11 protein-coding genes and 1 pseudogene are annotated in these 12,719 nt (G+C 52.6%); 2 read left to right on the forward strand and 10 right to left on the reverse strand.

Annotation, left to right across the window (positions count from 1 at the left end):
• Positions 1 to 13: 13 nt before the first annotated feature.
• The gene (locus tag D8U70_RS23045) at positions 14 to 352 is read right to left on the reverse strand and encodes a hypothetical protein (RefSeq protein WP_130929805.1); all 339 of its coding nucleotides are present in this window, start codon (positions 350 to 352) and stop codon (positions 14 to 16) included.
• A 331-nt stretch (positions 353 to 683) separates the two neighbouring features.
• On the opposite strand from D8U70_RS23045, the gene D8U70_RS23050 reads away from it, so the two are divergent.
• Positions 684 to 1,154 carry a helix-turn-helix domain-containing protein gene (locus D8U70_RS23050; RefSeq protein ID WP_130929806.1) on the forward strand — a complete coding sequence of 157 codons (471 nt, stop codon included), beginning with the start codon at positions 684 to 686 and terminating at the stop codon, positions 1,152 to 1,154.
• Between the two features lie 38 nt (positions 1,155 to 1,192).
• Here the strand turns inward: D8U70_RS23050 and D8U70_RS23055 are convergent, their stop codons facing one another.
• The 9 genes from D8U70_RS23055 to D8U70_RS23095 all read right to left on the reverse strand — a co-directional run bounded on the left by D8U70_RS23055 (position 1,193) and on the right by D8U70_RS23095 (position 12,319).
• Positions 1,193 to 2,206, reverse strand: a complete 1,014-nt coding sequence (locus D8U70_RS23055) for a hypothetical protein (protein ID WP_130929807.1) — start codon at positions 2,204 to 2,206, stop codon at positions 1,193 to 1,195.
• Between the two features lie 478 nt (positions 2,207 to 2,684).
• Positions 2,685 to 3,680 carry a hypothetical protein gene (locus D8U70_RS23060; RefSeq protein WP_130929808.1) on the reverse strand — a complete coding sequence of 332 codons (996 nt, stop codon included), beginning with the start codon at positions 3,678 to 3,680 and terminating at the stop codon, positions 2,685 to 2,687.
• A gap of 9 nt (positions 3,681 to 3,689) precedes the next feature.
• Positions 3,690 to 5,726 (reverse strand): hypothetical protein, encoded by a 2,037-nt coding sequence (locus D8U70_RS23065; protein WP_130929809.1) that lies wholly within the window; start codon positions 5,724 to 5,726, stop codon positions 3,690 to 3,692.
• Complete coding sequence (locus D8U70_RS23070; RefSeq protein ID WP_130929810.1) at positions 5,723 to 6,397, reverse strand: hypothetical protein; 675 nt, start codon at positions 6,395 to 6,397, stop codon at positions 5,723 to 5,725. The genes D8U70_RS23065 and D8U70_RS23070 overlap by 4 nt, the downstream gene beginning before the upstream one ends.
• A gap of 394 nt (positions 6,398 to 6,791) precedes the next feature.
• A complete protein-coding gene (locus D8U70_RS23075) occupies positions 6,792 to 7,307 on the reverse strand; it encodes a cupin domain-containing protein (protein ID WP_130929811.1) in 516 nt (171 codons plus the stop codon).
• Between the two features lie 104 nt (positions 7,308 to 7,411).
• Positions 7,412 to 9,814 carry a TonB-dependent receptor gene (locus D8U70_RS23080; RefSeq protein ID WP_130929812.1) on the reverse strand — a complete coding sequence of 801 codons (2,403 nt, stop codon included), beginning with the start codon at positions 9,812 to 9,814 and terminating at the stop codon, positions 7,412 to 7,414.
• A gap of 67 nt (positions 9,815 to 9,881) precedes the next feature.
• A complete protein-coding gene (locus tag D8U70_RS23085) occupies positions 9,882 to 10,832 on the reverse strand; it encodes a FecR family protein (protein ID WP_130929813.1) in 951 nt (316 codons plus the stop codon).
• Positions 10,832 to 11,341, reverse strand: a complete 510-nt coding sequence (locus D8U70_RS23090; RefSeq protein WP_110600592.1) for a sigma-70 family RNA polymerase sigma factor — start codon at positions 11,339 to 11,341, stop codon at positions 10,832 to 10,834. Before D8U70_RS23090 ends, D8U70_RS23085 begins: the two co-directional genes overlap by 1 nt.
• Before the next feature lie 81 nt (positions 11,342 to 11,422).
• Positions 11,423 to 12,319 carry a helix-turn-helix domain-containing protein gene (locus D8U70_RS23095; RefSeq protein WP_122746279.1) on the reverse strand — a complete coding sequence of 299 codons (897 nt, stop codon included), beginning with the start codon at positions 12,317 to 12,319 and terminating at the stop codon, positions 11,423 to 11,425.
• A gap of 162 nt (positions 12,320 to 12,481) precedes the next feature.
• Between D8U70_RS23095 and D8U70_RS23100 the strand changes: the two are divergent.
• Positions 12,482 to 12,719: pseudogene (locus tag D8U70_RS23100) on the forward strand (glutamine synthetase); the annotation flags it as partial.

Here is a 12,719-nt window from a genome sequence, read left to right on the forward strand (position 1 = left end):
GCGTAATAGACTCCTAAAACAGCCGTGAAGCGACAGATACGTTGACACGCACCGGTATTTCCGAAAGCAACTCCATCGACACCCCTGCGCGCTTCGTCATGGAAGCAGGTGCAAGCAGCTGAACTTGATTCACACTTAGCGCTTCAGGCCCGTCTCCCGTGCAAAGGAGATCAAGCTCCTTTACATCGGACACCAGCCGAATCCAAGGGCCAAAGCGGCCATCGACCAGCCCACAACCCTCAACGAGAAAGTAGTAGCTGACAGGATTGAGCTCAACAGATTTCCAAAGCAGCCGCACGTTGTCTGCTGCGTCGAAACGACCTTTTAACGCATCTCCGTTGGTTACAAACACATTCACCTACCTAGTGGTCAAAACTCGCTGCCAGAGACGTGGCTGGCAATTTATTGTTAATGATTACTGAATTCATACAGACCTCGCGTAGCGCGCTGCTAGCGCTGAGCTGCTAAGAGATCTTGGTCTCTACCAACCTCGCTTCGCTGCCATTCGGTCTTTGCGCTATCCACATGATGGAGGATGCTGCAGGTAAGGCCTGACGGTGTCCGACGGGCCTCCTCTACCTCAATGCGTCGCTTCAGGGAATTCATCGAATACGAATAATACACTGTATTAGCGTTTATTCGTAAGGCCCAGATGTGGCTATATCCTGACTTTTGAGCAAGTCATGGATCTCAGAACTGCTTTCGCGGGAGTGCTGCGTGCACTACGCCTCGTCCGTGGTGCCCGGTATGCCGACCTCTCGGACGCCACGCACCGTCGCAAAATCGCCGAGCTGGAAAATGCCCAGACGAGCATTACCCTCGAGCAATTCGATGCTCTCGCTGACTCGTTGGGTCTAGATGCGATCGCCCTAATGGCTTTGTGTGTGTCTGAGCGAGACGGAGTAATGCCTCAGCAGAGGATTCTCGATTCTATCGCCAAGTTGACTGACTTCGAGGCATCCGGCGGGATGGGATTAATTCGGGAGCAATTCGACACCACCGGTTCTCTGGTTAAGAGGTCTCGCGGTAGACCGCTGAATATTGAGAATGAGAAGGCCGTACTAGCGCTTAAGGCTGAAGGTGCATCACCGCAGCAGGCTGCTACCATGTTGGGGCTAGCACTCAGCTCGGTGATGGAGTATTGGAGAAAATGACAACTCACCGGAGAAGGGCTCTGTTTTATCTATCCCCGCTAAATGTCGATATCGCGTGTTCTGGAGTGCTTGGATTCAAGGTTATAGAGCACGCATACCACATTCTCGACTCCAAAAAAATTTGGGGTTTTGAGCGTTTCAATGTTGGCAACAAGTGAACGATTTAGGCGCTCTCGGCAGGGGGATTGACTTCCCTTAAGATGCAAGCCCGGGTCTTCCATGAATAGATGGTTATCCCAATATTCCCCATTTGCCCAACTCGCCCCACTGCGGTAGATTCCAGAAAAAGAGAGCCACACCCTTCCAGAATATCTATCGACACATGGCATGCACTGAGAGTTCGCCTTGCGATAATTCCTCAGGGTGACCCACTGCGTATAAAAATCGCCTAACATCCTGGCAACGTCGTGTTCAAAGCAACTGCGAGTTGTGGAGTGATTTTTCTTTTTCCTTTCCCAGCAAGCGCCTGTATCAAGCGATAATTTAGTACTGCAGAAACCGAAGGGCGTAGTATTCCACTGCTTCGACACAAATAGAAGATAAGACAGAACGCATGGGCAAATAGAGGCGCCATCCAGCATGAACCACTGAACGTTGCTCAGCCTTCGGAGTCTCTTGTAACACTTTGCATGATGGCGAACATAGCGCTTATAGATATACCTACGAAGCGATTTTATAATGGGACGTATTTCTACCAAATCGATCTGGGGTTGCAGCCCTTCAAATTCCAACAATTGCCTATTAGCTCGACCATCATCGAGGCGTAACCAAGACATTTTAGATCGCGGAAGCGTCAGTACAAAAGCTTCTCGACTTCGCTTATGACCAAAACCAGGTGGCCCTACCTTTTTAACTAAATAGTCGATCGCGATGGCCACATCCATTATCGTTGGCTCTTTCGTTGCAATAACCTCATGCGCTGAATGACCTATTAGTTCGACGCTTTTTGCGACCCACTCTCTAAAATTGGCAATCCACACCTCAACCTCGGCGAAGAAGTCAGACGTTAAAACATTTGGAGCGATGAGCCCTAGTAGGATTTTGAGATGCACGCACTGATCTGCAACTTTGTATATACCTCGTCTGGTCGGCCAATCTTGGTCTAGAGCGAACGTGCATTCATCACATCTTTCAAGAGCATGACCATGCCAAGGGCAGTGTGTGATGCGTTCTAAATAAAAAATGACAGAATGGTATCCAGCACTGATGCATTCAGGGCAATGACGAATTAATATTCGCGGCCGACAATAGGGGTGTCGGGTCTCGTGTTCTCTTGGGAGCGGGAACCATCCATCTATAAATGAATATTTTAGTGAGCCACACTCAAGGCTCATGGCTGATTCCAATCTCTCAAAAGGGATATCCAGACCATACTCCCAACTATTCCTTTGCCTTCCCCGCTTAAAGCATGGATCCAGAAATTCCCTCAAATGCCTGTAGTCGTTAAATCTATTCCACTTGAGAAGATTGACAAAAATAAGCCATGAAGACTCATAGGGGAATAGAGAGCCTGGATGGATCAGAGCCTTACTATTGGGACTCAACACGGCCTACACTCGCTGTTTTTAACGTTGTGGCGTAACCCGCTATTTGACACTCTGTTACGGCCCGGCCTATCGCCTGAGAATCTAGGGTGAAATCCGGCCTGTCACGGTCACATGATCGAATCAAGATAAGTCGAAACATTTCTAGGACGCAAACTGTAGGTATACATGGTAAACTATTGGAGATTTTCGCATCATCTAAAGCGATGAATATCTCATGAGCGTGAGTCTCCAACCTAAATCCTGCATCATAGGCCATCGGAAGAAAAAATCGAGTATAGGAACACGTGCTGCCAATAGGATAAGTTAACGCCTCATCATAAGAAGCGATTGTCAGCCTAACCCATTCTTCGCTATCGCAATGAGGCAGCCCTACAACCTCATTGAGAAATCGAACGATGAGCTCCGGTCGGCCATTTTTACGTAGACTGCTCAAGCGTTTTTCTATTTGGGTTTGCGCAAAACCAACGACTGTCATGCTGATATTCCTTAATGCTAGTTCGTTCTGCAAAAACTGCAAACACTCAAAGTCAATGTTTGTGAGAGCATGCATTTCATCAAAAAAAACAACGACGTGCCTCCCTTCAATCAAATTTAATCTACCTTCGATAGTAGCGAGTACATCCTCTCGTGCGACATCCAAATTAAACCGTATCGGCATATCTATGCCAAGACTGCGCACAAGGTTTCTAATAATGTTTTCATGGGCATTGGGATCCACTGAAATTTTTATTACAAGGCGATCTTGATATTCAGTGTGCGTCGCCAATGCAGCTAGGCAGGAGTGAAAAATTTTCGTTTTCCCCATCTGAGGCAACGCGTTGAAACATATACTTTTCTTGTGCAGCATCACAGCATCAAGGACTAGGCCGACGACTTTTGGAATGCTAGGTGTATAAGTCGTAAACTCATTTGTGAGCAATGGGTGCCGCCGAAACAAGGCTCGGCGGGCATCGTGATCATGGGGATCGAACTCGTCCATAACTGAGCATCACCTAATCTTTTTGAGCAAGGCACGCATATCAATATCTTCTGGCGGCAGCACCCAACCACTAGCTGGCGAGGTTGCTGGAGATGCCACTGCAGGCCGAGCTTCAGGTGTACCTGGGCTCGCATGTGTTCTAACCGGATTCTCTACAGGTTCTCCGGTCGCTCTAGCAACATCGTGCCTCAGGCGGTCGATCTCAGCTGCGGCTTTACGATTATCCCTCCTACCTCCGCCCTTAGCGTTTGCATGAGATATGAGATAATCATTGTAAATATGGATCAGATTACCGCCGTTGATAAACTCCTGAACTCGCATGTATCTGTTCGAATTGATAGCTTTCCGGGTTTTCCTGTTGTGGGGATCCTCCCCCCAGAAACCCTCAGCAGTCATCCATCCCAATGGCTCTCCATTCAGCTGAAACGCATTAAACCCTCTAATATCGCATTCATTCACCTCAATCAGAATTTGTTGCCCTGTAAGATGAACAACCTGGTCAGCATCGAGAAATCTGTATCTTACCCTTTCGAAATTGATATAAGGCCGAATGCCTTTCTTTGGATTTCCTCTTACAGATACTAACAACCGAACAAGGGCAGTTCCGATTACTGCTAACTTGTCGGCTGGAAGGACACGGGGCATAAAATGGCTGTCTCTTTGGGCAAGCAAACGCTCAATAGCTGCCTTGGGATTAGTGTTGCCCAATCCTTCAGATGTTCTGATATTGGCATTTGCGAATGCCACATAAATTAAATGCTCTAAGACATCACTGGAGATGCGATATTTTGTTGCAGCTTCGACGGCATCTTCGGCGCCCCCTTTCCCAGGGCCAGCCCCTACGGTACTCCTCAAACGCTTAGAAAGCTCTTCCGTTAAGCGATTGAATGCACTTTCGATCCGAGCCCTTCTTTCGAACCTTTTCGGAGAGCCATAGTCAAATGCACAGCCGATCTCCTTCCTCAAGGTGAGACAAACAGAGTCGCCTAAATGTGCCCAAGCGTTATCAAGACTAATCCAAGACGGAGACGATTGAGCGAGTTCAGGATACATTTCAGTGATAAAACCTGCACCGGGATCCGGCGCTAGGTTTGGGATCACTGCTTGAGGCCTTGGTAGCTCTTTCGATAATGCTTCCCTCACTAACGCCGAAATATCATTCGAAGTGACGTCACTGCCGTATACCACCCGATACCATATAGCAGCACGAGTTAATGGCTCGAACAGAAGAAGCACGTGCAATCTTGTCACAGGTTTAAAAGATGGTATCCCTTCCTCATTCACCATCTCGATTGCGCAAATGTAGTCTAAGGTATGGCTATCAATCATCCAGCACTCATTGAAATCCATAACCTGGACAAGAGATACTTCACCGGTACCGACAGGCAGATGCGCTATAGCCGCATCGTCACCAGCGATGCGCACACCTTTCTCATTATTCATCTCACGAAGTTCTTTCACATAAGTCGTGATTGTCCGGACTCCAAAGTAATCAGTATTGAATGGCCACTCAGTTTTTGGATGATCATAACTTTCCAGCAAGTGAATGAACTGCCAATGGACATCCTTAGGTCGATGGCAGAATCGGTGCAACTGCTTGCTATGGGCCTTTTTCTTGCTTTTGCCCCCGACCTTCAAAATAAATACATCTAACTTTTCTTGCAGTCCGGAATAGCGTTGAAATACTTGACCTAGCACGCCCGCCATACCAGAATTCTTGGGGCCAGACGAAAGGCACTCTGTCTTTTTTCGGACATAGTTCTTTGTGGAGAAATTTTTAATTAAAGCGCGATAGCCAAATGGCACTCCATCCGGCGCTGTAGTTAGGCAGCGAATAATAATTTTTCTAAGGAAGTTACCCCCCACCCCCGTTGCATTTTTAATTTGCTCAAGTGGCTCTCCTGTCAAATATTTCTCGAGCGCTTCTTTTCTATGCCTGAAAGTCGCTGCCTCTTCAGCATCCAATAGATCGGCACGTACTTCGCCCCATGGCATCGACGTTGTTATGAGCTTGATTATCTCAGCCCTAGAACGTTTGGATCTCATGGTGTTCTCCACCGAGTGTTACGCCCAAAGCTTCTCAGGCCATCGACAATGATATTTCCTTGGAGAACAGATCTACAAACAGCGCCGACTGCTAAAGCGGGATCTGTGATAGACAGCGACTCCAAGAGGGTTTCAATGGTACCGTCTCCACAAATGCTGATGGAGGTGCCAACCTGTCCCATTTCATAGCGAAGGTCATAGCCTCTCACCTGAGATACAAATGCGATGACTTTTAGCCAGAAGCTAAGTGACGATTTAGAAAATGCTTTAAGGCGAGCGGCCGGAATAACAACCAGATGACTCTTTTCAATACGGTTTTCTATTTTATATCGAACAGGCACGCTGACTTTCTCAAAAGAATCATGCTGTTTTGAGGCGACTTGGTGGAATTCAATCGAGCCATCTATATGCTCGACTCGAGTTACAGTGATTTCTTCGAAGCTATCACCCAACTCTTCAAGTGAGATCTCGACTTCGTGCTCCATTGTGAAGCGCCTCACCTGCGGCTGGGTCTCCAGCTCCGAGACCCAATACAGCATTTCAAGGTCACCAATGATCGGCACGTCGGCATCGAGCTTAAAGCTGTAGAACAACCAGATATTGGCTTGTCCTGCAGATTTTTTTCGCGCCTTTACTAGCCGATTCCGCAAATGTCCCTTCACCGACTTCATCGGACTGCACCTGCTGCATAGGTAAAAAATTCCTTCTTCAATATTATGCCGATGAATTGAAGCTGAGAGACTATTTCGAAGCTAGTCTAGGCAGAATAATAACGTTAGGCTATAAAAAACAGCGAATCCTGACTAGGTAAGGTGTCGCTCTCGCTTGAAGGCCAGATGATGCGTATACAAGCGACTATTAATGCTGACAAGCATTCAGATTTACTTCTATGCGATGCAATATGGTCAACTTCACTTCTCAGACCGAGAAGCAAATGTGGATGTCCATACTGATTCTTAATCTAGAAATAAGTGTTAAGAAGTTGATTTTTCAAAGTTTAGGTTAAGTGTTGGAAAGAGCTGGAGTTGTTTCGGCGCTCTCTGCATTCTTCCCAATCTACAGCCCTCATCCATCATCACGCGTCAGCTTTTCAATCAGCGCACCATGCTGCGGAAACTGTGCCGTGAGTTTTGCGCGATTACCGATTTCCATGTCTGCGAAATCAAACCCAGGCGAAACCGCTTCGCTGATCAAGCCAAAGCCATTTGAGCCTTCCAGTAATCGAGAGGCTTTCCAAATTCCACCCGGTACGTGCAACTGCAGTTGCTGACCAGCCAAAACATCGCTGCCCATCACCAGCGTTTGCAATGAGCCGTCGGCGTGGATCAGGTTGTATTCGATGGCGTCGCCCAACTGGAAATAATGCAGGATGTCGGACTGGTTGAAATGAAACTGGCCCACTGGCGATTGCTCAGTAAGCAGATAGTAGATCGAGGTCAGCAGATATCGCGGGCCTTGCTGCGTTTCGAGGCAGGCACGGTGATCGGCTTGATAGGTTCTGCGGTAATAACCGCCCTCGACATGAGGCTGTAGATTCAGCGCGGCAATCACATCAGTTGCGTTCGGCTTGCGCTGAATCATGGTCTTCTCCATTATAGGTAATGATTTTTTGTTAGCTCAACTAAACGGTCATTTAGTGTAGTTAACGTATTTTCGACGACGATCGACGCATTTACCCTGCTCCATCAGAAGTCTACCGTCGCCGACAGCAGATACGTTCGCGGCGTCGAAAGCGTCAATCCCGGCTCACTATCATCCGAAGCACCCGCCGAGCTCCAATAGCGTTTATCCAGCACGTTTTCGACATTGGCGCGCAAGGTGATCGTCTTCTTGTCCAGCTTGAAAGCATAGCGTGTACCTACGTCGAACCGCTCCCAGGAGTCGATTTCCTTGTCGTTCGCCTGATCCAGATACTGCGAACTCGAGTAAATACCACGGCTGGTCAAAGTCAGCCCCTGCACAGTCGGTACGTCCCACTCCGCGCCGAGATTGACGTTGTATTTCGGTGTCGCCGGTGCGCGGTTGCCGTCGAATGTGCCGTTGGTGGTGTGGGTCAGTTCGCTGTCGATGTACATCACACCGCCGAGCAATCTGAAGCCTTTGAACGGTTCGCCGAACACGCTCAGTTCTACGCCATTGTTCTCGCGCTTTCCGTTTGGGCCGAAGACTCGCGTGGTGGCGTTGGTTTCGTAGGCAGGTTGTTTGATGCGGAACACCGCTGCCGTCAGCGCGTATGCACCCGCGTCGTATTTGGCGCCGACTTCGACCTGGCGGCTGATGAATGGCGGGAAGATTTCGTCTTCGTTGATAGATGTCGATGGCGCGATCTTGCCTTGGCTCAGACCTTCCATGTAGTTGGCGTACAGCGAAAGTTTGTCCGTCGCCTTGAACAGAATCCCGCCCGATGGCGAGACCTTTTCTTCATCGTAGGCCGTGTCGCCCTTGATGCCGTCGCTCCAGTCATCGACTTTGACCCGCTGCCAGCGCGCCCCCAAAGTCAGCAGCAGTCGATCATCGAAGAAACCGAGCGTGTCGGACAAGGCCACGCCGCTGAAGCGATTTTCGGTGTAGACCTTGGCGTCATTGCGGGTCGGCGTGCCGGGTCTGGCTATTTCCACCGGGTCGTAGAGATTGCTGCGCCCGGCCGCGTAACGGGCGCCGCCGTTTTCGAAGTCCATATAAAAGTAGTTGGCCGCCAGGTTCACTTCATGGCTGACCGGTCCGGTCTGGAACCAGTTACGAACGCCAGCGGTAGCCGTGCGAACGTTTTCGTCGCGAGTGAAGTCGCGCGGCTGGACGCTGAAGTCGCCGGCGTCATTGGTCACCGAGACCGCATGGCGCAAGAAGTCGTGATTGCTTTTACGTGCGCCGACGCCGCCATACAGCATGACTGAATCGCTGACATCGAACTCGCCGTTGAGCGTGCCGAAAGTGTCTTTGGTTCGCGCCCGGCTCCAGGGTTGCGCGTAGTTATCGCGCACATCATTAGCGTTCGGCACCTTGGCACCGGCCGCGACCTGCACGCGTTCCTGCGGTGCGTCGGTGTCGCGCTCGGTGTGGCCGATATCGGTGGAAAGTCGCAAGCGTTCACCACGGAAATCCAGACCGAGTACTGCCATGTCGCGATCGACACTCTGGTGATCCCATTCCGTATCTCCGGACTGTTTGACCCCGTTGAAGCGCAAACCGAATTGGTTTTCGTCACCAAAACGCCGTCCGACATCCACCGCGCCGCCGACTTGGTTGTTCGAGGCGTAATTGGCCGTCAGCGAAGTAATCGGCTTGTCGGTCGCACGCTTCGGCACGACGTTGATCCCCCCTCCTACACTGCCCCGTGGCGAAATCCCGTTGATCAATTGGCTCGGGCCTTTGAGGATGTCGACGCGATCGGCCATTTCCATGTCGATGGTGTACGTCGGCAGGATTCCGTAGAGGCCATTGTAGGAAACGTCGCTGTTGAACAAGCTGAAACCACGAATGGTGAATTGCTCATAGCGGCCACCGGCCGGGTTGGTGGCGCGTACCGAAGGGTCGGTACTGATCAGATCGCCGAGCGTGCGCGCCTGTTGGTTTTTCACCGTTTCGCTGGTGTAGGTGGTCATGCTGAACGGGGTTTCCATGAAATCCCTGGAACCCAACAGCCCTTGCGAGCCCCGCCGCCCGACCTGACCGCCGGCGAATACATCGGCATCCGCTGAACCGCTCGCGCCGAGTATGGATGTCGGCGCAAGTTGCAAGGTGCTGCCTTGCGCTGCGGGCACCAGCGTATAAGCCTGATCGCCGACCGGTTGCAGCTGCAAACCGGAACCCAGCAACAACCGGCTGAACCCCTCCTCCACGCCATATTCACCGGACAAACCATTGCTGTTGCGGCCGCTGACCAGCGCCGGATCTACCGAGAGATTGACTCCGGCCAGACCGGCGAACCGCGTCAGCGCTGTACTCAGACTACCGGCCGGCACCTGATAACTGCGGCGGCTGGCATCGTCGGCCCAGCTCGATTGGATCAATATGGGGCTGGCACTCAGGCTCAGCAAAAGGCTCAACTGCAACAACGGACGCAAACGACCTGGAAATACTGCGGGCATTGGAAGAAGCTCTCGATTTTGTTCACTTGCCTGGAATGACCAGCGAGGCGAAAAAAAGGGACAGGCTTCAGCCGGTTTTTTCTGCGCGCGGTACCAGTGACACCCAAAATCGCGTTCGCGTATGCACATCAACGGGCAAACTGGCTGCCAGCAGTGCCAGCACTTGATCGGTATCGTCGAGGCGAAAGCTGCCAGTGACGCGTAGCGATTCCAGCGCCGGGTCCCAGCGCAGCACGCCCGAGCGGTAGCGACTCAGCTCGCGGAGGAAATTACCCAGTGGCTGGTTCTGCGCCATCAGCACGCCATCGCGCCAACCGGGCATCAACGCATCGAACGCCGTCACCGCCCCGGCGCCCGAAGCTTGCAGGCTGATTTGCTGGCCCTGCTGCAATACCAGCGCCGGGCCGTGCAGTGGCTGCAATTGCACCGAACCGCGCAGGACGCAGACTCGGCAATCGCGCGCATTGAGGCGCACCGAGATGTCGCTGTGATTGACGATCATCCGCCCATAAGGCGCGTTGACGATAAAAGCCGAATCGCCCGCCACGTTGAGCGCCATTTCACCACGAATGAGTGTCAGCTGACGTGCAGGCAGATCGACATTCACCGCGCTGTCGGTGTTGAGTTGCAATGAAGAATCCTGGGCCAACTGCACTTTGCGCCGCTCGCCAGTGCTGGTGTGCAAATCGGCACGCCAGACCTCCAGCGGCAGCTCCCGACTGATCAACCACGCCGCCGGCACCAGCGCCGCTACGCCCAGGGCACGCTTGAGTGCCGCGCGCCGCGCCGGATCCGGCCGATCCAGGGTGGCCATGGCCAGTGTCGGCGACAAACCTGCAAAGCGCTGACGCAGTTGCTGGATTTTCTGCCAAGCGTTCTCGTGGCGACTGTCACTGGCGCGCCAATGCTGCAATCGGGCGTGATCTTCATCACTGGCACCACCGGACTCGAGCAGTGCCAGCCATTGCGCTGCGGCCCGTGCCACTTCCCGTGTTTCCTCGCTGGGGGCAACGCGCATCACAGCTCCGCCAGCAGGCAATGCTCGTAAGCCTGGGCCATGTAGCGTTTCACCGTGCGCTCGGAAACCTGCAAGCGTTCGGCAATCTCGCGGTAGCCAAGGCCCTCGAGTTGACTCCAAAGAAATGCTCGACGCACCGCACGCGGCAAGCCATCGAGCAATTCATCCAGCGCCTGCAAGGTTTCCAACAGCAACCAGCGCTGTTCCGGCGACGGCGCGCACGCTTCCGGCAATTGCGCCAACGCGTCGAGGTAGGCTTTTTCCAGATGGCGCCGCGTGTAGAAATTGCTCAGCAGCCGTTTGCCGACGGTGAGCAGATACGCGCGCGGCTCGCGCAATTCAGCCAGTGGCGGCGCGTTGCACAAGACACGCAGGAAGGTGTCTTGGCTGAGGTCCGCCGCATCCCACGCATTGCCCATGCGCCGGCGCAGCCAGGTTTCCAGCCAGCCACGGTGCTCGCGATACAACTGTTGCAGGCTCTGCTCCGACGGTGATGTGGCTTCAATCATCTCAAGAGACCCTGCGCGAAGGTAGATTCAAATGAGACTGATTCTATTTAACTTCTCGAAGGACACAAAGCCTTTTTCTGCTCAGCGCTTGAGCGTTTCGCTCGGCAGTTCCTTGAACAGCGCGCGGTAACTGCTGGAAAACCGCCCCAGATGCCAGAACGACCAGCGCATCGCCACTTCGGCAACGGTGGTTTCCGTGGGCCTGCGCTTGAGCAATTCACGGTGCGCACTGTTCAGCCGCCTCAGCCGTAACCAGTGGCTCGGGGTCATCCCGGTGTAGGCCTTGAAAGCCTGTTGCAACTGGCGCAGCGGCACGCCGGCAACATGAGAAAGTTCGAGCAGATTGACCGTGTCTTCCGGCGAATCAGCCGCCCACTCCCCTACTCTTTTGATGATTTGGCGTTCGTTGTTGCGCCGCTGCAATCCGCTGCGATCAAGGCTGGTGTGAGCGTTATCGAGGATGAACAGGCAGTCCTCAAGCAACTGTTGAGTCAGGCGATCTTTATCAAGTGGATCAGAAGCTTGCGACAACTTCGTGAGAATCGAGCTTAACCAGCCGCTGAACAAAGCGTTCTGGCCGCAGTTCAGCGGCGCCATGAACAAACCCTCGAGCTTTGCCACTTGCAAACCATGCTCGCGGACGAAATCCGGTCCGAACACCACAGCGATTTCCCGGTAGTTCTCCGGGGTGATCCAGATGTTGCGGCTCTCTTCGTTGAGCAGGTACAGCGCGTTGTCGCTGCGATCGAAACAGAACGCCAGAGCCCCGGATGGCGCACTGAAATTCTGCTCGACCCGGGTGTTCATCTGTTCTTCGTAAACCTCGACGCCCTGCAGATCGAGATAGCGAATCTGCCCGGCGAAATGCCCCGGCGACATCTGCTGGTAATGCTGGACCCAGCCAGGTGTAGCGCGGATTTGCTCGGCCACGTCGGCGGTGTTGAACGCTTGAACCTGAAGCGGATTGCACGTTGTCATGGGGTGACCTTGCGCACTCTTTTGGTGCGCTTTGGTGCTGCTGAAAGTGGATAGATGGAATCGCAAGCCGCGCCCAAGATAGTCGCCAACGCGCCACAGGGGAAGGGGCGGAAGATGAAACCCGCCCTCCCCGGCGTCTACAAAACCAATAACGAGGTCTTTATGAACGCCCCTTTCGATCAGCTGTTCACCTGGCTGAAAGATCACAAGATTACCGAAGTCGAATGCGTGGTCAGCGACCTGACCGGCATCGCCCGCGGCAAGATTGCACCGACCAACAAGTTCCTGCATGAGCGCGGTATGCGCCTGCCGGAGAGCGTGCTGCTGCAAACGGTAACCGGGGATTTTGTCGACGACGACATCTACTACGACCTGCTCGACCCGGCCGACATCGACATGG

Origin of the sequence: Pseudomonas sp. Sample_20 (assembly GCF_004307585.1) — a bacterium.
Taxonomy (GTDB): Bacteria; Pseudomonadota; Gammaproteobacteria; order Pseudomonadales; family Pseudomonadaceae; genus Aquipseudomonas; species Aquipseudomonas atacamensis.

What these genes read in the sequence shown, in the direction of transcription:
- D8U70_RS23050 (WP_130929806.1), top strand. Translation starts at nt 684, where the DNA reads ATGGATCTCAGAACTGCTTTCGCGGGAGTGCTGCGTGCACTACGCCTC.
- D8U70_RS23060 (WP_130929808.1), bottom strand. Translation starts at nt 3,680, where the DNA reads ATGGACGAGTTCGATCCCCATGATCACGATGCCCGCCGAGCCTTGTTT.
- D8U70_RS23065 (WP_130929809.1), bottom strand. Translation starts at nt 5,726, where the DNA reads ATGAGATCCAAACGTTCTAGGGCTGAGATAATCAAGCTCATAACAACG.
- D8U70_RS23070 (WP_130929810.1), bottom strand. Translation starts at nt 6,397, where the DNA reads ATGAAGTCGGTGAAGGGACATTTGCGGAATCGGCTAGTAAAGGCGCGA.
- D8U70_RS23075 (WP_130929811.1), bottom strand. Translation starts at nt 7,307, where the DNA reads ATGATTCAGCGCAAGCCGAACGCAACTGATGTGATTGCCGCGCTGAAT.
- D8U70_RS23080 (WP_130929812.1), bottom strand. Translation starts at nt 9,814, where the DNA reads ATGCCCGCAGTATTTCCAGGTCGTTTGCGTCCGTTGTTGCAGTTGAGC.
- D8U70_RS23085 (WP_130929813.1), bottom strand. Translation starts at nt 10,832, where the DNA reads ATGCGCGTTGCCCCCAGCGAGGAAACACGGGAAGTGGCACGGGCCGCA.
- D8U70_RS23090 (WP_110600592.1), bottom strand. Translation starts at nt 11,341, where the DNA reads ATGATTGAAGCCACATCACCGTCGGAGCAGAGCCTGCAACAGTTGTAT.
- D8U70_RS23095 (WP_122746279.1), bottom strand. Translation starts at nt 12,319, where the DNA reads ATGACAACGTGCAATCCGCTTCAGGTTCAAGCGTTCAACACCGCCGAC.